This window comes from Nocardiopsis sp. FR4, from assembly GCF_009830945.1.
Lineage (GTDB): Bacteria > Actinomycetota > Actinomycetes > Streptosporangiales > Streptosporangiaceae > Nocardiopsis.
Genome location: NZ_VWVV01000018.1, coordinates 22249 through 47246, shown reverse-complemented (window position 1 = coordinate 47246; position 24998 = coordinate 22249). Strand labels below are relative to the sequence as shown.

Annotated in this window: 23 protein-coding genes; 10 read left to right on the top strand and 13 right to left on the bottom strand. The window is 71.8% G+C overall.

What is annotated here, in order from left to right; all coding sequences use genetic code 11:
* The first annotated feature begins 106 nt into the window (after positions 1–106).
* On the top strand, positions 107–1396 hold the full coding sequence (thiI, locus tag FYW95_RS17595; RefSeq protein WP_159942166.1) for a tRNA uracil 4-sulfurtransferase ThiI: 1290 nt from the start codon (positions 107–109) through the stop codon (positions 1394–1396).
* 93 nt (positions 1397–1489) lie between these two features.
* On the opposite strand, the gene aroF is transcribed toward thiI, so the two are convergent.
* Positions 1490–2536 (bottom strand): 3-deoxy-7-phosphoheptulonate synthase, encoded by a 1047-nt coding sequence (aroF, locus tag FYW95_RS17590; protein ID WP_159942167.1) that lies wholly within the window; start codon positions 2534–2536, stop codon positions 1490–1492.
* A 351-nt stretch (positions 2537–2887) separates the two neighbouring features.
* Here aroF and FYW95_RS17585 point away from each other — a divergent pair, with 351 nt between their 5' ends.
* Entirely contained in the window at positions 2888–3517 is a 630-nt protein-coding gene (locus FYW95_RS17585) for a molybdopterin-dependent oxidoreductase (RefSeq protein WP_159942168.1), read from the top strand.
* A 258-nt stretch (positions 3518–3775) separates the two neighbouring features.
* Here the strand turns inward: FYW95_RS17585 and macS are convergent, their stop codons facing one another.
* The 3 genes from macS to FYW95_RS17570 are packed head-to-tail and all read right to left on the bottom strand — an operon-like array spanning position 3776 to position 6618.
* A complete protein-coding gene (gene macS / locus FYW95_RS17580; RefSeq protein ID WP_255459594.1) occupies positions 3776–4918 on the bottom strand; it encodes a MacS family sensor histidine kinase in 1143 nt (380 codons plus the stop codon).
* Between the two features lie 3 nt (positions 4919–4921).
* Positions 4922–5803 (bottom strand): hypothetical protein, encoded by an 882-nt coding sequence (locus FYW95_RS17575; RefSeq protein ID WP_159942169.1) that lies wholly within the window; start codon positions 5801–5803, stop codon positions 4922–4924.
* The gene (locus tag FYW95_RS17570) at positions 5800–6618 is read right to left on the bottom strand and encodes an alpha/beta hydrolase (protein WP_159942170.1); all 819 of its coding nucleotides are present in this window, start codon (positions 6616–6618) and stop codon (positions 5800–5802) included. Before FYW95_RS17570 ends, FYW95_RS17575 begins: the two co-directional genes overlap by 4 nt.
* Before the next feature lie 364 nt (positions 6619–6982).
* On the opposite strand from FYW95_RS17570, the gene FYW95_RS17565 reads away from it, so the two are divergent.
* Positions 6983–7798: a lysophospholipid acyltransferase family protein gene (locus FYW95_RS17565; RefSeq protein WP_159942171.1), complete on the top strand. Its 816-nt coding sequence runs from the start codon at positions 6983–6985 to the stop codon at positions 7796–7798.
* A 79-nt stretch (positions 7799–7877) separates the two neighbouring features.
* Here the strand turns inward: FYW95_RS17565 and FYW95_RS17560 are convergent, their stop codons facing one another.
* The gene (locus FYW95_RS17560; RefSeq protein ID WP_159942172.1) at positions 7878–8825 is read right to left on the bottom strand and encodes an ROK family glucokinase; all 948 of its coding nucleotides are present in this window, start codon (positions 8823–8825) and stop codon (positions 7878–7880) included.
* A gap of 232 nt (positions 8826–9057) precedes the next feature.
* A complete protein-coding gene (locus FYW95_RS17555; protein WP_236567729.1) occupies positions 9058–9501 on the bottom strand; it encodes a hypothetical protein in 444 nt (147 codons plus the stop codon).
* Between the two features lie 511 nt (positions 9502–10012).
* Here FYW95_RS17555 and FYW95_RS17550 point away from each other — a divergent pair.
* Positions 10013–11812, top strand: coding sequence for an AMP-dependent synthetase/ligase (locus tag FYW95_RS17550; RefSeq protein ID WP_159942173.1), 1800 nt, complete (start codon positions 10013–10015; stop codon positions 11810–11812).
* A 405-nt stretch (positions 11813–12217) separates the two neighbouring features.
* Here FYW95_RS17550 and FYW95_RS17545 read toward each other — a convergent pair whose 3' ends face one another.
* Genes FYW95_RS17545 through FYW95_RS17530 form a run of 4 tightly spaced genes read right to left on the bottom strand, consistent with a single transcriptional unit; the run spans position 12218 to position 16495 of the window.
* On the bottom strand, positions 12218–13867 hold the full coding sequence (locus FYW95_RS17545) for a cytochrome bc1 complex cytochrome b subunit (RefSeq protein ID WP_159942174.1): 1650 nt from the start codon (positions 13865–13867) through the stop codon (positions 12218–12220).
* Between the two features lie 3 nt (positions 13868–13870).
* Complete coding sequence (locus FYW95_RS17540; protein ID WP_159942175.1) at positions 13871–14995, bottom strand: cytochrome bc1 complex Rieske iron-sulfur subunit; 1125 nt, start codon at positions 14993–14995, stop codon at positions 13871–13873.
* Positions 14988–15923, bottom strand: a complete 936-nt coding sequence (locus FYW95_RS17535; RefSeq protein ID WP_159942176.1) for a cytochrome bc1 complex diheme cytochrome c subunit — start codon at positions 15921–15923, stop codon at positions 14988–14990. The genes FYW95_RS17540 and FYW95_RS17535 overlap by 8 nt, the downstream gene beginning before the upstream one ends.
* A gap of 17 nt (positions 15924–15940) precedes the next feature.
* The gene (locus FYW95_RS17530; RefSeq protein ID WP_159942177.1) at positions 15941–16495 is read right to left on the bottom strand and encodes an aa3-type cytochrome oxidase subunit III; all 555 of its coding nucleotides are present in this window, start codon (positions 16493–16495) and stop codon (positions 15941–15943) included.
* Between the two features lie 554 nt (positions 16496–17049).
* Here FYW95_RS17530 and FYW95_RS17525 point away from each other — a divergent pair.
* The 3 genes from FYW95_RS17525 (at position 17050) to trpD (ending at position 18765) form a co-directional block, all read left to right on the top strand.
* Positions 17050–17487, top strand: coding sequence for a hypothetical protein (locus tag FYW95_RS17525; RefSeq protein WP_159942178.1), 438 nt, complete (start codon positions 17050–17052; stop codon positions 17485–17487).
* Between the two features lie 5 nt (positions 17488–17492).
* Positions 17493–17630 carry a hypothetical protein gene (locus FYW95_RS17520; RefSeq protein WP_159942179.1) on the top strand — a complete coding sequence of 46 codons (138 nt, stop codon included), beginning with the start codon at positions 17493–17495 and terminating at the stop codon, positions 17628–17630.
* 64 nt (positions 17631–17694) lie between these two features.
* Positions 17695–18765, top strand: a complete 1071-nt coding sequence (gene trpD / locus FYW95_RS17515) for an anthranilate phosphoribosyltransferase (RefSeq protein ID WP_159942180.1) — start codon at positions 17695–17697, stop codon at positions 18763–18765.
* A gap of 88 nt (positions 18766–18853) precedes the next feature.
* Here the strand turns inward: trpD and FYW95_RS17510 are convergent, their stop codons facing one another.
* The 3 genes from FYW95_RS17510 to FYW95_RS17500 all read right to left on the bottom strand — a co-directional run bounded on the left by FYW95_RS17510 (position 18854) and on the right by FYW95_RS17500 (position 21757).
* Positions 18854–19129 (bottom strand): Lrp/AsnC family transcriptional regulator, encoded by a 276-nt coding sequence (locus FYW95_RS17510; protein WP_159942181.1) that lies wholly within the window; start codon positions 19127–19129, stop codon positions 18854–18856.
* A gap of 62 nt (positions 19130–19191) precedes the next feature.
* A complete protein-coding gene (locus FYW95_RS17505; protein ID WP_159942182.1) occupies positions 19192–19956 on the bottom strand; it encodes a rhomboid family intramembrane serine protease in 765 nt (254 codons plus the stop codon).
* A complete protein-coding gene (locus tag FYW95_RS17500) occupies positions 19934–21757 on the bottom strand; it encodes a DEDD exonuclease domain-containing protein (protein WP_159942183.1) in 1824 nt (607 codons plus the stop codon). The genes FYW95_RS17505 and FYW95_RS17500 overlap by 23 nt, the downstream gene beginning before the upstream one ends.
* Positions 21758–21877: 120 nt before the next feature.
* Between FYW95_RS17500 and FYW95_RS17495 the strand changes: the two genes are divergently transcribed.
* From FYW95_RS17495 to FYW95_RS17485, 3 genes are all read left to right on the top strand, one after another.
* Positions 21878–22159 carry a hypothetical protein gene (locus tag FYW95_RS17495; protein ID WP_159942184.1) on the top strand — a complete coding sequence of 94 codons (282 nt, stop codon included), beginning with the start codon at positions 21878–21880 and terminating at the stop codon, positions 22157–22159.
* On the top strand, positions 22156–23577 hold the full coding sequence (locus FYW95_RS17490; RefSeq protein ID WP_159942185.1) for an NYN domain-containing protein: 1422 nt from the start codon (positions 22156–22158) through the stop codon (positions 23575–23577). Before FYW95_RS17495 ends, FYW95_RS17490 begins: the two co-directional genes overlap by 4 nt.
* 258 nt (positions 23578–23835) lie before the next feature.
* Complete coding sequence (locus FYW95_RS17485) at positions 23836–24840, top strand: C40 family peptidase (RefSeq protein ID WP_159942186.1); 1005 nt, start codon at positions 23836–23838, stop codon at positions 24838–24840.
* Positions 24841–24998: the final 158 nt, after the last annotated feature.

Sequence of the window (24998 nt, the reverse complement as noted above, 5' to 3'; positions counted from 1 at the left end):
GTACGGAGAATGTTCGATACTGGAAGAAGGCGGGGGGCGCTCCCGGTCCCGCCGCCGCCGCACCCACCTCGCACCGGGAACCAAGGCATCCACCGGAGGTAGCACCATGTCCGCGTCGCTTGAGTCCGCGCCGCTCCCCGCAGCACAGGCCGGAGCCGACGCCGGGCTCGGCGAGCTCTGCGTGCTCATGAAGCTCGGCGAGATCGTCCTCAAGGGCTCCAACCGCAAGCTCTTCGAGCGGCGGCTGCACAACAACATCCGCGCCTCGGTACGCGACCTGGGCGACGTCCGCCTGTCCCAGCGCGGCGCGGGCGTGGTCATCGTGCGCAAGCCCGAGGCCTCCGACCTGGAGGTCGCCGAGATCGCCGACCGCATGGCCAACGTCATGGGCGTGGTGTGGGTGCACCTCGTCCGCCGGGTGCCCAAGGACCTGGACGCCATCACCGACGTGGGCGTGCGCTCCCTGGCCGGACGCGAGGGCACCTTCGCGGTGCGCGCCCGCCGACGCGACAAGCGCTTCGAGATGACCTCCTCCGAGTTGGCCGGCTACCTGGGCTCGAAGGTCATCGAGGCGCACGGGTACAAGGTCAACCTCAAGCGGCCCGACAACACCCTGTACGTCGAGGTGGACAAGGACGAGGCGTTCGTGTTCACCGACGGCGTCCCCGGCCAGGGCGGCCTGCCCGCCGGGATGAGCGGTCGCGGCCTGGTCCTGATGTCGGGCGGCATCGACTCCCCCGTGGCCGCGCACCGGATGATCCGGCGCGGCCTGAAGGTCGACTTCCTGCACTTCTCCGGAATGCCCTTCACCGGCCCGGAGTCGATCTACAAGGCCTACAGCCTGGTCCGCCAGCTGGACCGCTACCAGGTGGGCTCGCGCCTGTTCGTGATCCCCTTCGGCAAGGCCCAGCAGCAGCTCAAGAGCTCGGGGATCGAGCGGCTGCAGATCGTCGCCCAGCGCCGCCTGATGCTCAAGACCGCCGAGGCCCTCGCCGACGACCTGGGCGCGGAGTGCCTGATCACCGGGGACGCGCTGGGGCAGGTCTCCAGCCAGACCATGACCAACCTCACCGCCCTGGACGACGCGGTGGACCTGCCGATCCTGCGCCCGCTCATCGGCATGGACAAGACCGAGATCATGGACCAGGCGCGCCGGATCGGCACCCTGGCCATCTCGGAGCTGCCCGACGAGGACTGCTGCACCATGCTGACCCCGCGCCAGGTGGAGACCGCGGCCAAGATCCCGGACCTGCGCCAGATCGAGAAGCGCCTGGACGCCGAGGAGCTGGCCGAGCACCTGGTCTCCACCGCCCAGGTGCACAAGCCCAGCTTCCTGGGCGAGGCGGCGCCCCGGCGCGTGGCGCCCGCCAGCGCCGCCGTGGCCACCAGCGCGTAGGGTTCCGGGGCCCGCGCGGGCCCCGGAAGCCGTCGGCGGCGCCGATCCGGGCCCGCCCCTGGCGGGGCGGGCCCGGATCGGCGCCGTGTCAGCTCACAGGGCGGAGAGCTGCAGCCCCGGGGCCGGGGTGAGGGTGCGTCCGGTCAGGGTGGCCAGGGTGCCCGCCAGATCGCGCAGCTCGGCCAGGTCCTCCTCCACCAGGGCCTGGGGGCCGTCGCACAGGGCCGTCTCGGGGTGGGGGTGCACGTCGACGATGACGCCGTCCGCGCCGACCGCCACGGCCGCGCGCGAGAGCGGCAGGACCAGGTCGCGCTTGCCGCCCGAGTGGGACGGGTCGACGATCACCGGCAGGTGGGACAGGTTCTGCGCGACCGGGACCGCGCTGATGTCCAGGGTGTTGCGCGTGGCCTTCTCGAAGGTGCGGATGCCGCGCTCGCACAGGACGATGTCGAGGTTGCCGCGCTGGGCGACGTACTCGGCGGCCATCAGCCACTCCTCGATGGTGGCACTCATGCCGCGCTTGAGCAGGACGGGCTTGCCCGCGTCGCCCACCGCCTGCAACAGGGCGAAGTTCTGCATGTTGCGGGTGCCGACCTGGAGCATGTCGGCGTAGGAGGCGACGAGTCCGACGTCGGCCGCGTCCACGACCTCGGTGACGATGGGCAGCCCGGTCTCCTCGCGCACCTCGGCGAGGATCCTCAGGCCCTCCTCGCCCAGGCCCTGGAAGGCGTAGGGGGAGGTGCGGGGCTTGTAGGCGCCGCCGCGCAGCAGGGACGCGCCCGCCCGCAGCGCCATCCGGGCCGCATCCAGGGTCTGCTCGGGGGTCTCCACCGCGCAGGGTCCGGCGATGACGGTGACGTTGTCGCCGCCGATCGGCACACCGCGCACGCTGACCACGGTGCGGCTGTCGTGGTTCTCGCGGCTGACGAGTTTGTAGGGGACGGAGATGCGCAGAACGTCGCTGACCCCGGGTTTGGCGGCCAGGCCCAGGTCCTGGAAGCGTTCGATGTCGCCGACCAGGCCGATGATCGTGCGGCTGACGCCGCGTGTCACGTAGGCCTCGCCTCCGGCGGAGGTGACCAGTGCGACGAGATCGTCGATGTTGTCCGCTGTGGCGTCCGGTGCCATCACGATGACCATGTGCGTCTTCCTCGCTGCTTGTCTGTGGGATGAGCGAGCCGCGCGGCGCCCGGAACACGAAGAAGCCCCGGGCTCTACCGGCCCGGGGCTCAAGTCGTCTGTGTCAGCGCAGCGCTTTACAGGCGACCGGGGTGTCGGGCCGGTAGCCATAAAAGCGCCAAAAGTTCCGCTGCATGGCTGCGACTATAGCGCACCGTCAGCGCGCTGTCGCCACACACCCGCACCGTCGGGGTGAGTGATCTGGCTCTCCCCGGCACCTGACAGGATGGCCGGACGCCGTGGTTCGGACCGCGTCCGCTCCGACCGAGCGGGCACGGCCGCGGAGGCCGAGAGACGAACAGGGGGAGGCACGTGTCCGAGGAGACGGACGGGAGCGGGGCGGACGGGAACCGGCCGCGTCTGCCTCCCGGTCAGGCGGTGCGCCACGAGCACAAACCGCTGCACTACGGGCGGGTGCCCGCCTTCCGGCCGGACAGGTGGGACTTTCGGATCCTGGGGGCCACCGCCGACCTGGGCTCCTACCGGTGGACCTGGCCGGAGTTCTCCCGGCTGCCCCGGGTGGAGGCGGTGCACGACTTCCACTGCGTGATGCGGTTCAGCACCCCCGACGTGCCCTGGGGCGGGGTCAGTTCCGCCGCCCTGGTCGCCGAGGCGCCGCCCGCGCCCGAGGTGACGCACGTGATGGCCTGGGGCGAGTACGGCTACAGCGCCAACATGCGCCTGGACGACTTCCTGCGCGAGGGCGTGCTGCTGGCCACCCACCGTTACGGGGAACCGCTCCCCCCCGAGCACGGCGCCCCGCTGCGCCTGGTGGTGCCGCACCTGTACGGGTGGAAGAGCGTGAAGTGGCTGCGCGCCGTGGAGTACATGACCGCCGACCGCCGGGGCTTCTGGGAGGAGCGCGGCTACCACAACCGGGCCGACCCCTGGCGGGAGCAGCGCTTCTCCTACCAGGAGGAGCCCGGCGAGGGCCCGCGGTAGGGGAACCCGCCCCCGCGGACGGCCGCGGCGTCCCAGGCGGGAGGCCGCGGCCGGGCCGGGCCACCGCACGCGTGCGGCCGGGGTCCCGCGCGCCCCGCGTGCGCCACCTCGGCTTCCCCTCCTCTGACCAGCGATTTTCCCGGAGGCAGAAGCTCCAGGAACGGGCTGGGCGCCGCTGGGGGCGCCCTGGGGCGGCGTACCCCGAGGGGCGCTTTCCCCCTTGTCGCCGGCGCGCCTCCGGGGGACGCAGCGGGCGTCTCAGCGCCGCGGAACGCGCATCTCCACCTCGGTCCCCTGCCCGGGGAGCGACACGTACTCCGCGCTCCCGCCCAGATCGCGCACCCGACCCCGCACGGACTGGGCAACCCCGAGGCGGCCGTCGGCCAGGGCCCGCTCCAACCGCCCGGGGTCGACACCGGGCCCCTCGTCGCGCACGGACACGGTCACCGCGTCCTCCTCGTCCTCCACCAGGACCCAGGCGCGGGTACCGGGCGGGCAGTGCCGCTCCACGTTGTCCAGGGCCGCCCGGACCGCGGCGGACAGCTCCGCCGCGACGGGCGCGGGCAGGGTGACGGGCGTGGCGGGCGCGGACAGCGACACGTGGACCGACTCCACGGGGCGCAGCAGCTCACGCAGGTCCACGACGTCCTCCGCCGCCGCGGGCGCGGCCCCTCCGGGGGCCGCCTCCCCGTCCAGCCCGTCGGTGATCAGAGCGCGCAGGCGCACCTCCTGGTCCCCGGCCATCCGGGCCAGCTCCGCGGCCTCGCCCCCGGCCTCGGCGCCGCGCCGCCGCACCAGGGAGAGCACCTGCAGCACCGAGTCGTGGATGGAGCGGGCCAGCCGCTCGCGCTCGCGGATGCGCGCCTCCAGCGCCACCGCCCGGGCGAAGCGCTCCTCGGCCCGCCCGGCGACGCTGGCCATGTACCCCACGGCCAGACCGGCCAGGAGCAGCAGCACCACGCCCCGGGCGGTCGCGGCGGTGACGGCGGCGCCCATGACCGCGCGCAGGGCCAGGTCGGCCGCGCCGTAGAGCACGGCGACCAGGGCGGCTCCGCGCCGCCCCCAGATGACACTGGCGGCCAGGGCCGCGCCCGCGAACCAGTAGCCGCTCAGCGGCGGGGCCTGGGTGAGGTAGAACGGCTCCGCCGCCCACGCGGTGGCGAACAGGCACGCGAAGGCCACCGCCAGGTCGGCGGTGAGCAGGTGCCAGGTGCGGTGCTCGGGGCGCGCGTAGCCGCGCGTGGCGGCCACCGTCCACGCCGCCATGGCCGCCAGCACCACCCAGGCCAGCCAGGGACGGGACAGGTGCTCGTGGTGCTGGAGGAGGAGGACCAGGGAGTAGGCCAGGGCCACCGCGCGGAAGAGGGCGAAGGAGCGCCAGAGGGGGACGTCGAAGCCCAGGGGTCAGACCACCGCCCCGTCGTCGGGCCCGCTGTCGCCGGGCGGACGGGAGTCGGTCATGCGGAAGACCAGGACGACGAAGCTGGTCAGGAAGGCCAGCACCGCCACGAACATCAGCCAGTTGGGCAGGGTGACGCCGAGGAAGGCCGCGCCGAACACCAGCACCGGGGCGCCCAGCAGGCCGAACCAGGCGGCGATGCCCACCCGGTCGCCCTGCAGCAGGGGCGGCGGGGGCGGCGGCTGGTAGTGGCCCTCCAGTTCCGCCTCGGCGCGGCGGCGCTCCCGCTCCTCGGTCTCCTCCCGCTCCTCCGAGCCCCCCGGACCGGAGGCGAGCAGGTCTCCGACCGTCTCCTCCCGGGGGTCGGAGACGCTGAGGTTCTCCGCGTCGGGCCAGGCGGGGCGGCGGCGCTCGGCGGAGGTGTCGGCGTCGTCGTAGAACCGCGCGACCAGGTCGTTCCAGACCTCGTCCTCGTCGGCGGGCTGGACGGGGGCGGCGTCGGGGTCGACGTTGGCGGGCGGGCCGTCCAGCAGGTCGCCGCCGACCGGCGCGTCGTGACCGCTGGGGCCGCCCTCCTCCCCGTCCGTCTCGGGCCGGGGCTCGCGCGGGGCCGGCAGGTCGGGGGCGGCCCCCGCACCCAGGTCGGGCAGCTCGGCGCCCAGCACCCGCTCGGCGGCGGCGCGTTCCTCGGCGTCCACGTACAGGTGGTCGGTGGGCGGGTCGTCGCCGCCCTCCGGGTCCAGCACGTCCTCCTCCAGGGGGACGGCGTAGGCGGCGATGCCGCTGCGGCGCAGCGCCTCCAGCATCCGGTCGGCGTGCGAGGGGGCGAGCAGGACCAGAGGAACGTAGGCGTCGGCGAGCAGGCCGTTGCCCCGACGTTGCGTCATCGGTCGGCTCCTTCCCCGCTTCTGCTGTGCTCTCGCACGAAGGCGAGGCTCCCGTCGAAGATCGCGGCGGCGTCGTGGTCGAGCGTCGCCACGTGGTAGCTGTCGTGGAGCAGGTGGATCGTCAGCCGCGTGTTGACCGCTCTCCTAGCGAGGATACGCAGACTGTCCGGTCCCACGACGTGGTCCTGGGGGCTCCGGAAGGCCAGGATCGGCGCTCGCAAACCGGACATGCCCTCCTGAACCTCGCGCCACAGCTTCGGGAGTGTCGCCGCCGCGGCGGTGGGCACGCGGTCGTAGCCGCCCTCGGTGGTGTCGTCCTTGGAGATGTCGGTGCCCAGGCCCGGTGTGGAGGGCATGAACCGCGAGACGGCGCGGCGGAAGGGCGCGATGAGGGGCAGCCGCCGGTCCTCCACCGCCAGGGAGGGGTTGACGAGCACGGCCCCGCGCACGAGGCCGGGGTGGCGCTGGGCCAGCCGCAGGGTCAGCGCCCCGCCCATGGACAGCCCCATGACGAACACCTCGTCGCAGCGCGCCGACAGCTCCAGCAGGACCCGTTCGGCCTCGGCGAGCCAGTCGTCGCTGGTGGTGAGGTTCATGTGGTGCCAGACCGTGCCGTGCCCGGGCAGCAGGGGGACCTCCACGCTCAGGCCCGCCGCCGCCAGGTACTCGCCCCAGGGGCGCATCGAGTACGGGGAGCCGGTGAACCCGTGGCAGAGCAGGACGCCGACCCCCGACCCGTGGTGGCTGAACGGTTCCGCGCCCGGGATGAGGGGGTGGGCGATGGGCGGTGTCACGGAGCGGCTCCAGGGGATCATGCGGTACGCGGTGGTGGGAAGGGCCGGAGCGCGCTGGTTCGGGGCGTGCGGATGCTGGCTCCAGCCGTGAGGCTAGCCCCTCGGCGGACTGTTTGTCATGGGTGCACACTAACGTCCCCCGGTCCGGTGCCGGGAGGGGAGGCTCCGCCGGGCGGGCCGACTGAGTATCCTCTTTCGCGGCGGGCGGAGGGCCCGTTTGGGGGCGCTTTGGCAGTTGCCCCCGCACGGTGGGAGGATGGCGCACGTCAGGCGGCGGCTCCCCCGGACCCTTCGGGCGTGAGCCTGGCAATGTCGGCCGAGCGGGACAGTGAATCGAGGCAGACCCTGCCCAGTGCTCCCCGCGTGTGCAGGGGTGATCTGAGCGATGTTCTACTGGGTGGTCAAGGCGATCCTGGGGCCGGTTCTGGCCGTGTTGTGGCAACCGCGCGCCGAGGGCGTGGAGAACGTGCCGCGCAGGGGGCCGGCCATCATGGTCAGCAACCACCTGTCCTTCTCCGACCACTTCTTCGGCCCGCTGCCGCTGCCGCGCAAGATCACCTTCCTGGCCAAGGCCGAGTACTTCACCGGTACGGGGGTCAAGGGCCTGATCAGCCGGGCCTTCTTCACCGGCGTGGGCCAGATCCCCATCGACCGCTCGGGAGGCAGGGCCAGCGAGGCGGCGCTGCGCACCGGGCTGAAGGTCCTCAAGCGCGGCGACCTGCTGGGCATCTACCCCGAGGGCACCCGCTCCCCCGACGGCAGGCTCTACCGGGGCCGTACCGGTGTGGCCCGCCTGGCGCTGGAGTCCAGGGCGCCGGTGGTGCCGATGGCGATGATCAACCTGGAGAAGATCATGCCGCCCGGGCGGACACTCCCCCGGTTGGGCGTGCGCCCCAAGGTCAGGTTCGGCAAGCCGCTGGACTTCTCCCGCTACTACGGCATGGAGAAGGATCCGCGCGTGCTGCGCGCCGTGACCGACGAGATCATGTACGCGCTCATGGAGATGTCCGGCCAGGAGTACGTGGACCGCTACGCGCAGTCGGTCAAGGCCGAACTGGAGGCCGAGGCCAAGGAGGCCCGCCGCGAACAGCACGCCAGCGACAAGGACCGCAGGCGCGCCGAGCGCTCCCGGCGCAAGGAGGAGCGCCGCACCCGCCGCGAGGAGAGGAAGCGCTCCCGTCGCGGCTCCGGCCAGGAGTAGGCGCCCCGGACACCACGGGCCCCGGCGAACACCTTCGCCGGGGCCCCTTCGCGTACCGGTCCCCCTGCGCGGGGAGCCGTCAGTGGCGTGCGAGGTCGCCCGCGCCGACGATGCCCGCCTCGCCGCCCAGCTCGGCCAGGCGCACGTCGGCCAGGCGGCGGCCGGGGCGGCCCGAGACGTGGCGGGCGAAGGAGGCGCGGACCGGGTCCAGCAGGATGGACCCGGCGTCGGAGACCCCGCCGCCCAGGACGAAGCACTCGGGGTCGAGGATGGCGGCCAGGTCGGCCAGGCCCAGCCCGGCCCACTCGCCGACGGTGGCGAAGCAGTCCAGGGCGGCGCGGTCGCCCTCCAGCGCGGCCTGCGTGATGACGTGTCCCTGGACCCGCTCCACGGCGCCGTCGGCGAGCTTGAGCATGCGCTCGGCGGCCCGCGGGTCGGTACGTGCCAGGTCCTGGCCCTCGGCGACCAGGGCGCTCCCGCTGGCGTACTGCTCCCAGCAGCCGTGGTTACCGCAGGCGCAGCGCCGCCCGTGCGGGACCATCCGGTAGTGGCCGACCTCGGCCGCCACACCGTAGCGGCCGCGGTGCAGGGCGCCGCCGATGACCAGGCCGCCGCCGATACCGGTGCCCAGGGTGACGCAGACGATGTGGTCGCTGCCGCGCCCGGCGCCGAACCTGGCCTCGGCCCAGGCCGCGGCGTTGGCGTCGTTCTCGATGACCACCGGCAGGTGGACGCGCTCCTGGACCCGCTCCCGCAGCGGCTCCTCGCGCAGCCCGAGGTTGACCGCGACCTGCACGGTGGCGCGGTCCTCGTCCACGAACCCGGCCACGCCCACGCCGACCGCGCCGACCGCGCCGGCGTCCTGCCTGGCGCGCAGCTCGCCGACGGCCTTGGCGACCACGTCGGCCAGGCCGACGGGGTCGTTGCTGGGCGTGGGGTACTTGACCTTGTCCAGGATCTGCCCGTCAGGGTTCACGACACCGGCGGCGACCTTGGTTCCGCCGATGTCTACGCCGATGGTCAGCATGGGGGCAGCTCCTTCGTACTTACGCCCGAACTCTGACATAAGTCTCAAGGTTCATGGCTGAGATTTTTCATATGATGCGAGTCCCTCGATTAAACCAGGTGCCGCGGAGCCGTCGACACCCCCGTCCGGGCACGCGAACGGCCGCGTACCCGGGCCCGGCCCCAGCGGGGACCGGAACCCGGGTACGCGCGGACGGGAACCCGGCCCCGGCCACCGCCGGGGCGCGCGGCGCTCAGGCGCCCGTGGTCAGCCGCCGGTCGCCCTCCCCGCCGCCCTCGGGCCGCGGGGCGGACGTGTGCTCGGAGCCGTCCCGGCGGGCCTGCGCACGCCCCTCCTCCAGGGAACGCTCGACGACGCCCCAGGTGCGGCCCAGCGCGCCGGCCAGGGCCAGGCCGGCCCGGCCCAGGTGTCCGGCGACCTCGGGAGCGGAGGTGCGGACGATGTCGAGGACCTCCTCCAGGGGGTCGCGGCGCCGCCCCGACTCCAGCCGGATGGCCTCCTCCCACACGTCCCCCTTGCCCGGGGGCGGCGAGGTGACGGCCCTGACCCCGCGGCGCACCCCGGCCGACAGCAGGCGGCGCTGGAGGCTGTCGACCAGTCCCAGCGCGTCGTCGATGAGGTCGGGCTCGGCCCTGCCCGAGTCCGGGCCCCTGTTGCGGTCGGCGTTCTCCGCCATGTCAGGCTCCTCCTTCGCAGCGCGTTCCGCTTCACGGTAACCGGCCCGGCAGACCCCGCGGGAGCCTTCTCAGGGCAGGATCAGGGAGGAACCCGGGAAGCCCCCGGGGTCCCGTGACGGCGGGTCGCCGGAAAGCCAAAGCCCCAGAAGGGTCCAAAGGTCGCAGAGAACGCAGAGTTCTCATGATGTGCACAAAAGCTATGCCGGGCGTATAGTCTCGCGTGCGTACGGCGGGTAACCCGGATCACCGCCGTGACCTGCACGCCCCACGAGCGGGAGCGGCGCACGCCGCGGCACCGGACCCGGTCCCGCCCGCCCGCGCCGCCCCGGGGGCGGGCCCCGCCCCGCGCACGGCGGGCACAGCGCGCCCACGGCGCCCTGACCCGCCATACGCCCAGGTCGGGTCACCGTTGGATACCGAACGGCAACCTGTTCTACTCACGAGTAGGCTTCTGTTGTTACCGTCATCACGTCCCCACTGTCAGAACCCGTACACGTCCAGGAGCACCACGTGCGCGAATACAGCTCTCCCGCGAAGGTCGAGATCTCCGAAGACGCGCGACTGACCGACACGCTCTACGCGCGCGCGGCCAGCGAGCCCGACGCCGTCGCCGCCCGTCGACAGGAGTCCGGCCAGTGGCACGACGTCACCGTGGCGGAGCTGCACGGCGACATCGCCGCGTACGCCAAGGCCCTGATCGACGCCGGCATCGAGCACGGCGACCGCGTGGCCCTGATGTCGCGCACCCGCTACGAGTGGACGGTGGTCGACTACGCCATCTGGTCCGTCGGCGGCGTGACCGTCCCCATCTACGAGACCTCCTCCGCCGAACAGGTCGAGTGGATCCTCGCCGACTCCGGCGCCAAGGCCGTCTTCGTCGAGACCGACGCCCATGCCGAGCGCGTGGAGTCGGTCCGCGACAGGACCCCCGACCTGGGCCCGGTCTGGAAGTTCGAGGGCCCCGAGTTCGCCGAGCTGCGCTCCGCGGGCGCCGACGTCTCCGACGACACGCTGAACGAGCGCCGCACCGCCGTCAAGGCCGACGACCTCGCCACCCTCATCTACACCTCGGGCACCACCGGCCGCCCCAAGGGCTGCAAGCTCACCCACCGCAACTTCCTGTTCATCGCCCGCGGCGCGCTCAACGGCCCGGCCAAACAGGTCCTGCAGGGCAAGGAGAACCCCTCCACCCTGCTCTTCCTGCCCCTGGCCCACGTCTTCGCCCGCTTCGTCCAGGTCATGGTCGTGGAGGGCAAGGCCACCCTGGGCCACTTCCCCTCCACCGGCCCGGAGCTGATCGAGCAGTTCTCCGTCTTCCGGCCGACCTTCCTGCTCGCGGTCCCCCGCGTGTTCGAGAAGGTCTACACCAAGGCCGAGCAGAAGGCCACCGCCGAGGGCAAGGGCAAGATCTTCAACGCCGCCGCCGAGACCGCCATCGCCTACAGCAAGGCGCTCGACAGCGGCCGGGTACCCCTGGGCCTCAAGCTCCGCCACGCCCTGTTCGCCAAGCTCGTCTACGGCAAGCTGCTCGCCGCCCTGGGCGGCAACGCCGACTACGCCGTCTCCGGGGGCTCCGCGCTGGGCGCCCGCCTGGGCCACTTCTTCCGCGGCATCGGCTTCACCATCATCGAGGGCTACGGCCTGACCGAGAGCACCGCCCCCACCACGGTCAACAGCCCCGAGTTCAACAAGATCGGCTCCGTGGGCCAGCCGCTGCCCGGCACCACCGTCCGCATCGACGACGACGGCGAGATCCTCCTCAAGGGCGACCACATCATGGTCGGCTACTGGAAGAACGACAAGGCCACCGAGGAGGCCTTCACCGAGGACGGCTTCTACCGCAGCGGCGACCTGGGCGCGCTGGACGAGGACGGCTTCCTCAGCGTCACCGGGCGCAAGAAGGAGATCATCGTGACCGCGGGCGGCAAGAACGTCGCCCCGGCCGTGCTGGAGGACCGCATCCGCGCCCACGCCCTGGTCAGCCAGTGCATGGTGGTCGGCGACAACCGCAAGTTCATCGCCGCGCTGGTCACGATCGACCCCGAGTCGTTCGCGCAGTGGAAGGAGGCCCACGGCAAGACCGGCGAGGTCGCCGACCTGACCGAGGACCCGGACCTGAGGGCCGCCGTCCAGGAGGCGGTGGACAACGCCAACAACGCGGTGTCCAAGGCCGAGGGCATCAAGAAGTTCAAGATCCTGCCCAGCGACTTCAGCGAGGAGAACGGCCAGATGACCGCCTCCCTGAAGGTCAAGCGCCACGTGGTCAGCAAGCAGTGGAGCAAGGAGATCGACGACATCTACGCGGGCTGAGCCGCGTAGTCGCGAACGCCGGAGGCCGGGCTCCCCGCACGAGGCCCGGCCTCCGGCGTTCGCGGGACCGTGCCGCGCGGTTCCCCGCGCCCCCGGACGGCCCGGGGGCGGGAGGGCCCCCTTCCCTCCCCGGGTACGCGCGGCCGTCCCGATCCCCTCCCGGCGTCCCGGCCCGTGCGCCCTCCGCCCGGCCGGACCGCCGGCGCGGTTCCCGGTCACCGCGGAACCCTCCGGGGGCGGACGCGCTCCCGCCGCGGTCCGCTCCGCCGCCGGCGTCCCCTCCGCTCCGGATCCGCGGGGAGCGCGGGCCCCGAGGGCCGCGGAGCCCGTCCCGGAGGCCCCGGACGCGAACGGACCCGGCCGCGTGCGCGGCCGGGTCCGTTCGGACGGCGGGGAAGGACGGCCCTAGTGGGCGACCTCCTCCTTCTCCGCCTCGGCGGAGTCGTGGGCGTGGTGCCCGTTGTGCGCCCGCACACCGTCCAGGGACACGTTGTCCTTGGTGTACCAGTGCGCCAGGGCGCGGCGGAACCTGCCGCGGCCCTTGCGGGCCTCGGGGTTCTCCACACCCTTGTCGTCGACCTCGGGCTCGGTCAGCGCCGTCGAGGTCACCGGGGGCTTGCTCTTGAGGACGTGCTCCGTCTCCTCCGAGCTGGCCTTGTGCACCTCGATGAACTCACCGCTGGGCAGCTGCTGGATGATGCCGCTCTCGTAGCCGTGCTCCAGGGTCTCCTTGTCCCGGCGCTGCAGGCCCAGGCAGATGCGCTTGGCGATGATGAAGCCCAGGATCGGGCCCACGATGAGGAGAGTCCGCAGAATGTACGTCGTCGTGTACAGGCTGATGGAGAAGGTCTCCGACAGGATGTCGTTTGATCCGGCCATCCAGAGCACGCCGTAGAAGACGATTCCGGCGACTCCGAGGCCGGTACGCACCGGGGCGTTACGCGGACGGTCCGCGACGTTGTGAACGCGCTTGTCTCCGGTGATCCACTGTTCGAGGAAGGGCCAGGCGGCCAGAGCCCCGAAGAGCAGACCCATGATCCCCAACCCCGGGATCAGGACGCCGATGATGATCGGATAGCCGCCGATCGAGAAGTCGAACCAGTTCGGGAAGATCCGCAGGGCGCCTTCCATGAAGCCCAGGTACCAGTCGGGCTGGAGCCCGGAGGTGATGGACGTTGGAGTGAACGGGCCGAACAGATGAATCGGGTTGATCTGCACGAACGCACTCAGGAGCGCGATGACGGCGAACGTAAAGAAGAAGAAGCCGCCGGCCTTGACCGCGAACGCGGGGAACATCGGTGTTCCCACGACGGTTTTCTCGGTGCGTCCGGTGCCTGGGTACTGAGTGTGCTTCTGGTGCCACAAGATCATGAAGTGAGCCACGATCAGGCCCAACAACAGAGCCGGCAGAGCCAGGATATGGAGCATGTACAGCCTGGGGATGATGTCCTCACCCGGAAATTCACCACCGAAGAGGAACATCGAGATGTAGGAGCCTACGAGCGGAATCGCCAGCATCACGCCTTGGAGGACGCGGACGCCCATACCCGAGGGCAGATCGTCTGGCAGCGAGTAACCGAACAGGCCCTCGACCACCGCGATCGCGAAGATCGCCACACCGATCAGCCAGTTGATCTCACGCGGCTTGCGGAACGCCCCGGTGAAGAAGACCCGGAGCATGTGCACCACGAGCGCGGCCACGAAGATCAGTGCTGCCCAGTGGTGGATCTGCCGTACCAGGAAGCCGCCGCGCACCTCGAAGTCGATGAAGAGCGTGGAGGCGTAGGCCTCGGACATCGGAACGCCCTGCAGACGTTCGTAGGAGCCGTCATAGATGACCTCCGCCATGCTCGGCTTGAACCAGAGCGTGAGAAAGACACCTGAGATCAGCAGGATGATGAACGAGTACAGGGCGATCTCGCCCAGCATGAAAGACCAGTGGTTCGGGAAGACCTTGCGCAGGTTCTTCTCACCGGCCTTGGCCAGGTGGAAACGGTCGTCGATGTAGTTCCCGACGCCGCGCAGCGCCTTGGGTGCTTTTGTGTTCTTACTCATCGACTAGTCCTTCGCATATTCCCAGAACGTCGGCCCGGGCGGCTCGGTGAAGTCGCCGGTCGCGATGAGGTACCCCTCATCATCGACGCCGATCGGCAGCTGGGGCAAGGGCCGGTGTGCCGGTCCGAAGACCACGTGAGCGGCGTCGGCGGCGTCGAACGTCGATTGGTGGCACGGGCACAGGATGCGGTGCGAGGTGCGCTCGTACAGCGCGGCGGGACACCCCACGTGGGTGCAGATCTTGGAGTAGGCGACGATGCCGTTGTGCGTCCAGTTCAGACGCGTCTGGCCGTCGGTTCCCTCGATCTCCTCGGTCATCCTGGACTTCCAGTCGCCCTCCGGCATCTTGATGAGCAGGATGACGGACTTGGCCTGGTCGTTGAGGCTGATCCCGTGCGGGTAGTGGTCGTCGTCGATGGCGGGCAGGGCGGAGATCATCCCGTACGGGTCGTTCTCCAGGTCCTCCGGGCGCAGGGCGCGGTGGGTGCCCTCGACGTACATGCGGCGGCCGTTCTCCCAGAGGGTTTCCTTGAACTTGTCCCCCGGCAGCGGGCCGGTGTCGCGCAGCAGGACGATCGGCGCCAGGCCCAGCGGCACCATCGCCAGGATCAGGGTGCGGCGCATCAGCGGGCGCTTGGTGAAGCCGCTCTCGTCGGCGCTCTGCATGAAGAAGGTCCCGAAGGAGCTCTTCTCCTCCTCGCTGGAGGGCAGCTCGTCGTAGGGCGAGTGCACCTCGTAGTGGGGCATCACCTGGCGGGCCCACACGGTCATGCCCGCGCCGATACCGAACAGGGCCAGGGTGAGCGTGCCGCCCAGCGCCATGTTCGAGTACTGGGCGATCTGCGGGTCGGCGATCTCCTCCGAGTTGAACACGAAGTAGGAGACCAGGAAGCCGATGCCGCCGAGGAAGGCCAGCAGGAACCACACCGAGGCGATCTTCTCGCCGCGGCGCTGCACCTCCTCAGGACGCGCGTGCGTCTCGAAGGCCCGGTAGGGGCCGTCGTGGTCGTCGTACGGATCTGCGGGGGTCTCGGACACCACGCGCTCCTCGACCTTGGGCGTACCGACCACGCGCTCGGGCGCGGGGCCCTCGGCCTCGTTGTTGTCGTTGGTGTTGTTCTCAGTCATGGGCTCGCTGCTTCGCGGTGATCCAGATCGCGCAGGCAATGATCAGGGCAAGTCCGACGACCCACGAGATGAGTCCCTCGGCGACCTGACCGATCCGGTTGAGGTCGAAGATGCCTCCGGCATTGGGCTCAGCCTGGAGGGTCTTCACGTAGGAGATGAGCTCCTGCTTCTCCTCCGGCTGAATGACGCTGTCGCTGAACATCGGCATGGCGCCGGGACCGGTGACCATGGCCTCGTAGATCTCGCGCGCGGACGCGTCGTGGATCTCGGGTGCCCAGCGGCCGTCGGTGAGCGCGCCGCCGCCGCCGGACCAGCCGTGGCAGTGCGCGCAGTTGGCCAGGTAGAGCCTCATACCCATGTCGGTGTCCTCGGCACCCCCGATGTAGGCCTCGTACTCGGCCTGCCACTCCTCGACCGCGTCCTCGTAGGACTCCTCGTCCTCGAAGTCGGCGCGCTCGGGCGCGGTGTCGGGGACGTCGTAGGGGATGTCGGCGCCACCGGTCCTGATCGACTCGTTGTAATAGGCGATCAGGTCGGCCAGTTCCTCCTCGGACATGGCCATGGGCTTGCGCGGCATCTGGTTGTCCGGGTCCATGGACGGCATGCGCCCGGTGCTGACCTGGAAGTCGATGGCCGCGGCGCCGGCGCCGCGGATGTCCGGACCCCGGGTGAACTCCTCGTCGTCGTCGCCGAAACTGCCGCTGCCGTCGTAGTTGTGGCAGCTGGCGCACGTCTGGTTGAAGATGTCCCGGCCCTTGAGGACGTCAGCGTCATCCGGTGACGGGACGTCAGCGGCGAGGGTCTGCGCCTGGGCCTGGTCGGCGGTGGGGGCCAGGGCGGCGTACCCCACCCCGAACAGGGCTAGCGCGAGGATGACGACGACGTACCCCGCCAGGGGATGCCGTCGCCGCGCGGTGATCCATTTCACGGTTTCCCCGTTTCGGGTTACTGGATGAAGTAGATGGTGCAGAACAAAGCGATCCAGACCACGTCGACGAAGTGCCAGTAGTAGGACACGACGATCGCGCTGGTCGCCTGCTGGTGGGTGAAGCGCTTCGCTGCGTACGTGCGTCCCAGCATGATGAGGAACGCGACCAACCCACCGATGACGTGGAGTCCGTGGAAGCCCGTGGTCAGGTAGAACATCGACCCGTAGGCGCTCGACTGAAGAGTCAGGCCCTCGTGGACGATGAGCTCGTAGTACTCGTAGGCCTGCCCCAGAACGAAGAACAGACCCATGAAGAACGTGATGTAGAACCACATGCGCAGCTTCTTGACGTCGCCGCGCTCGGCGGCCCAGACGCCCGCCTGCGCGGTGAAGCTGGAGGCCACCAGGACCACGGTGATGCCCAACGCCCACGGGACGTTCAGGTGGGTGTCGGGCCACTGCCCCAGTTCGGGGTTGCCGTTGGTCACCGATCGGATGGTGAAGTACATCGCGAACAGCGCAGCGAAGAACATGAGCTCGTTGGCCAACCACACGATGGTGCCAACGCTCACCAGGTCAGGACGCTTTGCCGCACCATGTGCTGGTGTCGGTGCTGTTTTTGGGTTCGCGGTTGCTGTCGCCACGGGAGCATTATTACGGCATCTCACGGAGCCCCGTACCCGACCCCCCGTAACGGGGCGGATCAGCGCGGGGACGAAGCGCCTCCGGAGCCTGGAACGGCCTGTTCGCCGTGACTGGGACGTTACTGTAGCGGGTCGGCCCGCGCCCAGGGGCGTACGGCGCGGAGGAAGGGGCCGAAAATCGCGATCCTGGGCGGCTGAGGCGTTCCGTACCCCCGCCAACCGGACGCGAACCCCCTCGAGTCAACGCCCCGACATCGAAAGCATCACCGTTGTGTAACGCGGGCGCGGGGGCGGGTTAGCGCGGGGCCCCGGCATGGTGGCATCCTGTGGTGTCGAAGGTCTCAGCGCCGACACCGGCCCGGCCGTCCCTCCTGGGCAGCGGGACCGGAAGGCAATACAGTCAGAGGCCTACAGCCAACGAACGCCCCGGCCGCACCCCCCACGGCGGCGGCCGCGGACAGACGCGATGGGACGGTTGCGCGATGGTGGTCAGCGGTACGGACACGGATGCCAGGATGCGCGTGCTGGTCTACAGCGACAACGCCGAAACCCGCGAACAGGTACGCCTGGCGATCGGCCGCCGCCCGGCCGCGGACGTGCCCCGGGTGGAGTTCGTCGAGTGCGCCACCGCACCCGTCGTCCTGCGCAGGCTGGAGGCGACCGACCCGGCCGAGCGCATCGACGTGGCCGTTTTCGACGGCGAGGCCTCCCCCGTCGGCGGCATGGGCCTGTGCCGCCAGGTCAAGGACGAGATCTACCGCTGCCCGCCGGTACTCCTGCTGGTGGGACGGCGCGACGACGGCTGGCTGGCCACCTGGTCCCAGGCCGAGCAGGTCGTCAGCCACCCCATCGACCCCGTCGCGTTCGCCGAGGCCCTGGCCGAGCTGATGCGCCAGCGGGTCGCGGCCCTGAGCGGATGACCCCGGTGGGACAGGGCACGCGGGGAACCGACGACGGCGAGCGGGAACTGCGCCGCCGCCGCGTGGTGGGCGCCGCACTCAACCACGGCGCCGACACCGGGCGATGGCGCCGCCACGCCCGCCCCCTCCCCCCGGGCGCCTGAGCGCGGTCCGGCCGCGCGCCGGCCCCGGGCGCCCCCGCCCCTTTCCGACCGTGGAGCCAACAACATGAACGCCGCCGAGTCCTCCGCCGTGACCGAGCGCACCTGGTCCAACCTCATCACCGCCCTGCTGGGCGGCCTCGACCTCAGCGCCGACGACACCGCCTGGGCGATGAACGAGATCATGTCCGGTTCGGCGACCGACGCCCAGATCGCCGGGTTCGCCATCGCCCTGCGCGCCAAGGGCGAGGCCGTCGCCGAGGTCACCGGCCTGGCCCAGGGCATGCTCGACAACGCCGTGCGCATCAGCGTGCCCGGCCCGACCCTGGACATCGTGGGCACCGGCGGCGACCGCGCCCACACCGTCAACGTCTCCACGATGGCCGCGATCGTCTCCTCGGCCGCCGGGGCGCGCGTGGTCAAGCACGGCAACCGGGCCGCCTCCTCCTCCTGCGGCACCGCCGACGTGCTGGAACGCCTGGGCGTGGTCCTGGACCTGCCCCCGGAGCTGACCGCGCGGGTGGCCGAGGAGGCGGGCATCACCTTCTGCTTCGCCCCGCTCTTCCACCCCTCGCTGCGCTTCGCCGCCAAGCCCCGCCGCGAACTGGCCGTGCCCACGGTCTTCAACTTCCTGGGCCCGCTGACCAACCCCGCCCAGCCCACCACCTCGGCCATCGGGGTGTTCGACGAGCGCATGTGCGAGGTCATGGCCGGGGTGTTCGCCCGCCGCGGCTCCTCGGCGCTGGTCTTCCGCGGCGACGACGGACTCGACGAGCTGACCACCACGACCACCTCCACGGTGTGGGTGGTCGGCCGGGGCCAGGCCCGGCGCGAGACCCTCGACCCGGCCGACCTGGGCATCGCCCGCTCCCGCCCCGAGGACCTGCGCGGCGGCGACGTGGAGTTCAACGCCCAGGCCGTACGCGACCTGCTGGCGGGCCGTCCCGGGCCCGTGCGCGAGGCGGTACTGCTCAACGCCGGCGCCGCGCTGGCCGCCGTGGAGGGCGTCCGGGGCCCGCTGCTGGAGGCGGTCCGCGCCGGGTACGAACGGGCCGCCGCCGCCGTGGACAGCGGCGCCGCCGAGCGCGCCCTGGCCCGCTGGGTGGAGACCAGCCAGGCGCACGCCAAGGCGCTCTGAGCGGCCGCGGAACAGAACGCGGGCGGGCGCGTCCCCGGCTCCCCCGGCGGACGCGCCCCGCGCCGGCCTCGCACCGCTCCGGCGGACCTCAGAGCCCCAGCGAGAAGGCCGACTCCAGATCGTGCCGCGAGTAGGTCTGGAAGGAGATGTGGGTGTCGGAGGAGAGCACCCCGGGAACCTTGTTCACCCGCCCCGGGATCACCTCGGCCAGCGCCTCGTGGCGGCGCACCCGCACCACGGCGATGAGGTCCACGCCCCCCGTGACCGAGTAGACCTCGCTCACCCCGTCGATCTCCGCGATCGCCTCGGCGACCTCGGGAATGCGGTGGACGTCTGCCTTGACCATGACGATCGCGGTGATCACTGTGCCTCCAGGGCGGTTCCTCGGATCGGGCGGGACGGGCGCGGACCGACCGCGCGCACGCGCTAGTAGACGTCGGAGAGCCGCGTCCCGGAGCGCCATCGCAGCCGGTAGACCACCAGTCCCACGACCACCCCGGCGATGAACCCGTACACGTGGGCCGCGTAGGCGACCCCGCTGTCGGCACCGGGAGTGTTCGATGTGGTGACGTAGAGAAGATACTGAAACGCGAAGTAACTGCCCACCACGGCCCACCCGGGCAGCCGCATCGGGATCACCACGAACACCAGCATGGTCACCCGGCTGCGGAACTGCACCACCAGGTAGGCGCCCAGCACACCGGAGATGGCGCCCGAGGCGCCCACCATGGGCACGGCCCCGCCGGCGTCGGTCAGCGCGAACCCGTAGACCGCCGCCACCCCCGTCAGCAGGTACAGCACCGCGAAGCGCACCTTGCCGATCCGGTCCTCCACCACCGGGCCGAACACGAACAGGTACACCATGTTCCCGATCAGGTGCACCGCCCCGCTGTGCAGGAACATCGAGCTGAACACCGAGAACCACACCGGTTTGCCGCTGAGCTGACCGCACTCGGGCACCGCGTGCGGCACCTGCTCCACCCGGCCCAGCACCTCCGCGGGCACCGCGCCCCAGTACATGAAGTAGTCCTGGATCGCGCAGTAGCGGCCGATGACGTCGACCGGGTACCACACCGCCGTCGCCGCCTGCGGCGAGGCCAGGTACACCAGCACGTTCGCCGCGATCAGCGTGTACGCGACCACGGGAACGCGGCGGACGGGATAGTCGTCATTGAGCGGAAGCGCGGCCATGGGCCCAGTGTGTCATCCGGGTGTGCGCCTCGGCGCCTCCCAAGGGGCATGTCCACTCACCGTCGATCTCCACCAGCCGCGTGGCGGGGTCGGCCAGCCAGTCCAGGACCAGCTCCGCCTCCCCCGGCAGGGCGCTCGGGAAGGGCCCCTCACCGGGGGGAACATACTCGGCCGTGGCCACCAGGGAGGCCAGGAAGGCCGCCGGATCGGTCCCCGGACGCAACACGGCGCTCCCCGCCAGGCGGCCCCGGCGCACCACGCACGTCTCCCACCCCGCCCCGGTACGGCGGGAGGCCACCAGGTGCGGAACCGCCGCGATCGCGGCCAGGCGCTGCGCCCGCCGGGCACCCCTCAGGAACGCGGTCAACCGGTCGCGCACCCCCGCCGCCTCCTCGTAGCGCAGCTCCGCGGCCAGCTCCGCGATCCGCGCGGTGTGCGCCTCCACCACCGCCGACGGGTCCCCGGTCATCGCCGACCGGGCCGCCCCCGCGTGCACGGCGTAGTCCGCCGCGCTCTCACTGCCGTCACAGGGAGCCCCGCACCGCCCCAACTGGGCCAGCACGCACGCCCCCCGCCAGCGCCCGCCGCCCGGTCCCCGCACCGGCACCCGCGGCCCCAGGTCCACGGCCCCCGCCGCCCGGCCCCCGCCCGCGACCCGCGGCGCGCCCCCGCCCTCCCCCGGCGGAACGAACGTGTGCGTGCACTGGCGCAGCGGAAACGCCAGCAGCAGAGCCTCACGGGCCTGCTCAGCCTCCCGCGCCGAGGAGTAGGGGCCGATATACGGCGCCCCACCGCCCCGGACCACCCGCACCACCGACAACCGCGGATAGGCGTCACTGGTCAGCGTCACCCACCAGACCCGCTCCGGGTTGCGCGACCGCCGGTTGAAGGGCGGCTTGCGCTCGGCGATGATCCGCAGCTCGCGCACCGACGCCTCCAGCTCGCTGGAGCACACGATGGGGGTGACCCCCTCCACCAGCCCCGCCATCTCGCGGATCCGCCTGCGGTTCTCCGCCGCCGTGAAGTACGCGGCCACCCTGCGGCGCAGGTTCTTGCTCTTGCCGACGTAGAGGCTGGCCCCCCGCGCGTCGGTGAACACGTACACCCCCGGCTCCTCCGGCAGCCCCTCCGCCAGGTGGCGGCGGGCCCGCTGCGCCCGGGTCGGCGGCTTGGTGACCGCCCGCAGCTCCTCCACGCTCGACACACCCAACGGCCGCAACCGCTCGATCAGCCCCAGGAGCACCCCCACCGTGGCGCGGGCGTCGTCCAGCGCCCGGTGCGTGGGCGCGGCGGCCACCCCGAAGTAGGCGGCCAGCGTGGCCAACCGGTGGTTGCGCGTCTCCCCCCGGTGCAGCACCGCCCGGGCCAGCCGCAGGGTGTCCAGCACCGGATACCCCGGCCACTCCCGCCCCTGCCGCTCACACGCCGCCTTGAGGAAACCCGTGTCGAAGGCCGCGTTGTGCGCCACCAGCACCGTGCCCGGCTCTGCGTCCAGGAAGGCCAGGACCCGCGGCAGCACCTCCTCCACCGGCGGCGCCGACGCCACCATCGACTGGGTGATCCCGGTCAGCAACGTGATGTTGGCCGGGATGGGGGTGCCGGGATCGACCAGGGTGGAGAACTCCTCCACCACCTCGCCGCCGCGTACCCGGACCGCGCCCACCTCCGTGATCCGCGACCCGCTGGCGCTGGTCCCCGTGGTCTCCAGGTCCAGCACCACGAACGTCGCCGCGGCCAACGGGGTGCCGAGGTCGTCGATGCTGGTCTGTACGCCGTCGGGCGCCACGGGCCGTCGAACCACCCGGTCAGGGTATTCGGAGGCGGGGACAACCCGTCGGGATACGGCGTGACCTGCCCGACATGGAAAGATGTGGGGACATGGCACCGGCGGGACAGCGCCGGGACGAGCAGAGGAGGAACCGTGGGGATCGCGATGCCGGGTGACAGTGAGCGGTGGCGGTGCACCGGATGCGGCAATCTCACACGGTTCGACGTGACCCGCACCCTCCGCTCCCAGGACTACCTCCACTTCGACCTCGCCGGTGACGGCGCGGTCGAGGAGCGCACCGTGCTCTCCGAGACCGTCGAGAGCGTCCGGTGCCGCTGGTGCGGCGCCACCGACAGCGTGGAGGTCATCGCCCGCCCCGACGCCGACCGGTCGGCCCCCGGTTCCCCGGCGGAGAGCACGACGGGTCAGGCATGAGCGCCCGCCCCGAGGCGGGCGGCGAACCGGACGGCACCGGCCCGCTGGACGGCGACGCCCGCGCGGCACCTCCGGGGGACGACACGGCACCCGGGGACGGGGCCCCCGGCCACGACACCGAACACCTGGCCCGCCCCCTGCCCGAACCGGTGCGCGCCAGGGTCGTGGAGTACGGCTCCGACGTGCTCGGCGGCATGCGCGCCAACGACCTGCCGCCGCTGCTGCGCCGGGTGGCCAGGTTCGAGCCCCGGCGCCGGGCCCGCCTGGCCGGACCCCAGATCGCCGCCCAGCTGGAGACCGACGCCTCCTTCCGCGCCACGGTCGCCGCCAGGGTCGAACAGGTCTGGCCCGAACTCGCCGAGGGACTGCGCTCGGGCCTGGTCCCCCCCGCGGCCGACCCCGTCGCCGTGGCGGCCTGCGCCTACCTGCTGCGCCCCCGGGGATGGGCCGACATCATCGAGGGCGTCCACCGCGAACTCGACCGCCAGACCAGCGCCAAGGAGGTCGACGAGGCCGCCGAGGCCCTGGCCGCCGCCCGCCGCCAACTCGACGAGACCCGCCACGACCACCAGGCCGAACTCGACCGCCTGCGCTCCCAGCTCAGATCCCAGCGCACCGAGATCGCCGAACTGCGCCGCAAGGTGCACACCGAACGCCAACGCGCCAAGGAGGCCACCGAACGGGCCTCACGGACCCTGAACGAGACGGCCGACCGCGAGTCGGAGGCGACCGCGCGGATCAGCGCCCTGGAGTCGGAGAACCGGCGGCTGCGCTCACGCCTGGCCGACGCCGAGACCCAGGTGGAGAACGCCCGGCGCGCCGTACGCACCGGACGCAACGCCGACGAGGCCCGCCTGCGCGTCCTGCTGGACGTGCTGGTGGAGGCCTCGCACGGACTGCGCCGGGAGCTGGCCCTGCCCACCGCCCTGGACAACCCCGCCGACCTGGTCACCGGGACCGAACAGCAGCGACGGGTCTCCCTGGGCGGCCTGCCCGACGACGACCCCGGCCTCCTCGACCACCTGCTCACCGCGCCGCGGGTGCACCTGCTGGTCGACGGCTACAACGTCACCAAGACCGGCTACGGCACGCTCCCCCTGGCCGACCAGCGCACCCGCCTGATGAACTCCCTGGAGGGCCTGGCCAGCCGCACCAAGGCCGAGATCACCTGCGTGTTCGACGGCGCGGACGTGGACACCCCGCCGGTGGTGGCCTCCCCCCGCCGGGTCCGGCTGCTGTTCAGCGCCCCCGGGCAGACCGCGGACGAGCTCATCGTGCGGCTGGTGCGCGCCGAACCCCCCGGGCGGCCGATCGCGGTGGTCACCTCCGACCGGGAGATCGTCCGGGAGGTGCGCCGGGCCGGGGCGCGCGCGGTGCCCTCGACCATCTTCCTCCACCGCTTGGAGGCCTACGGCTGAGCGGCCCGGCCCCCTCCCGCCCCGTCCGCGGGAAGGGGGCCCGGGCACGTGACGTGTGCGCCCCCTGGTTGAGCCGTGCGTAGCGGTCCGCTAGGTTTTACCGCAGTGTCGTGTGCACCATCGGATAGAAGGCCGCCCCTGTGCCCGCCGGTGGGCACCGCGCACTGGAATCCTCCCCGTGCCCCCGCACGGATCTCGTGACCGTATCTCCCAGCACCCCTGTGCGGATCTTCCCAACCCCAAGGAGCGTGGACCGCCATGAAGAACACCGGTGGTCGGCGTACGGCTCGCCGAATCGCTGCTACGACCGGACTCAGCGCGGTCGTCGCCAGCACCATGATCGCCCCGGGCACCGCCCACGCGGAGCCGACCAAGGAGGACGTCGAGGCCGAGATCGAGCGGCTCAACGAGGAGTCCTCCTCCGCGGTGGAGGCCTACAACCAGGCCAAGGAGGACCACGAGGTCGCCGAGACCCTCTATGAGGAGCTCGAGGAGCAGGTCGGCGACGAGGAGGAGCGCTACGAGGAGCTGCGCGGCAAGGTCCAGCAGCTGGCCAACGCCACCTACCAGTCCGGTGAGCTGGACTCCACGACCAACATCCTCACCTCCGACGGCCCCGAGGCCCTGCTGGAGCAGAACGCCGACCTGAACTACCTCTCGGAGGCGCAGAAGGCCCAGCTGGAGGAGTTCGGCGAGTCCTCCGAGCGCCTCTTCAGCCTCAAGGACGAGGCCGAGGAGGCCCTGGAGGAGGCGGAGGAGGCCCTGGAGGAGGCCGAGGAGGCCAAGGAGGAGGTCGAGGCCAAGATCGCGGAGCAGCAGGAGCTCCTGGAGCAGTTCCCCGACGCCGACGCCTCCGCCGAGGGCGCCAACGACGAGGCGGGCCAGTCCTACACCGGCGGTGCCTCGGGCAACGCGGGCGCGGCCCTGGACTTCGCCTACGCCCAGGTCGGCAAGCCCTACATCTACGGCGGCACCGGCCCCGCGGGCTACGACTGCTCCGGCCTGGTGCAGGCCTCCTGGCGCAACGCGGGCGTGGACCTGCCCCGCACCACCTACGCGCAGGCCGAGGTGGGCCAGCGCATCTACGACATGGGCGCCCTGCAGCCCGGCGACATCATGTTCTTCTTCGGCGACCTGGGCCACAACGGGCTCTACGCGGGCAACGGCCAGATGGTCCACGCCCCGCGTACCGGCCGCAACATCGAGGTCGTGGGCCTGGCCGCGTACTGGGGCTCCCAGTTCCAGTTCGCCGTACGCCCCTAGGGATGACGCCCGGGGCCGCCACCCGCCGGGTGGCGGCCCCTCTGCGTTCTCCGGGCACCGTTAAAGGACACGGGACCGCTTTTCGGACACAGTGCGCCTACCAGGGGAACATCACGAAAAGGTTGAGAGCGGCCCGAGGCATGCACTAGTGTTCATCG

Excerpts from the sequence above, each read along its gene's own strand:
- thiI (WP_159942166.1), top strand. The coding sequence starts at position 107 with ATGTCCGCGTCGCTTGAGTCCGCGCCGCTCCCCGCAGCACAGGCCGGA.
- aroF (WP_159942167.1), bottom strand. The coding sequence starts at position 2,536 with ATGGTCATCGTGATGGCACCGGACGCCACAGCGGACAACATCGACGAT.
- FYW95_RS17575 (WP_159942169.1), bottom strand. The coding sequence starts at position 5,803 with ATGACGCAACGTCGGGGCAACGGCCTGCTCGCCGACGCCTACGTTCCT.
- FYW95_RS17570 (WP_159942170.1), bottom strand. The coding sequence starts at position 6,618 with ATGATCCCCTGGAGCCGCTCCGTGACACCGCCCATCGCCCACCCCCTC.
- FYW95_RS17565 (WP_159942171.1), top strand. The coding sequence starts at position 6,983 with ATGTTCTACTGGGTGGTCAAGGCGATCCTGGGGCCGGTTCTGGCCGTG.
- FYW95_RS17560 (WP_159942172.1), bottom strand. The coding sequence starts at position 8,825 with ATGCTGACCATCGGCGTAGACATCGGCGGAACCAAGGTCGCCGCCGGT.
- FYW95_RS17555 (WP_236567729.1), bottom strand. The coding sequence starts at position 9,501 with ATGGCGGAGAACGCCGACCGCAACAGGGGCCCGGACTCGGGCAGGGCC.
- FYW95_RS17545 (WP_159942174.1), bottom strand. The coding sequence starts at position 13,867 with ATGAGTAAGAACACAAAAGCACCCAAGGCGCTGCGCGGCGTCGGGAAC.
- FYW95_RS17540 (WP_159942175.1), bottom strand. The coding sequence starts at position 14,995 with ATGACTGAGAACAACACCAACGACAACAACGAGGCCGAGGGCCCCGCG.
- FYW95_RS17525 (WP_159942178.1), top strand. The coding sequence starts at position 17,050 with ATGGTGGTCAGCGGTACGGACACGGATGCCAGGATGCGCGTGCTGGTC.
- trpD (WP_159942180.1), top strand. The coding sequence starts at position 17,695 with ATGAACGCCGCCGAGTCCTCCGCCGTGACCGAGCGCACCTGGTCCAAC.
- FYW95_RS17505 (WP_159942182.1), bottom strand. The coding sequence starts at position 19,956 with ATGGCCGCGCTTCCGCTCAATGACGACTATCCCGTCCGCCGCGTTCCC.
- FYW95_RS17490 (WP_159942185.1), top strand. The coding sequence starts at position 22,156 with ATGAGCGCCCGCCCCGAGGCGGGCGGCGAACCGGACGGCACCGGCCCG.
- FYW95_RS17485 (WP_159942186.1), top strand. The coding sequence starts at position 23,836 with ATGAAGAACACCGGTGGTCGGCGTACGGCTCGCCGAATCGCTGCTACG.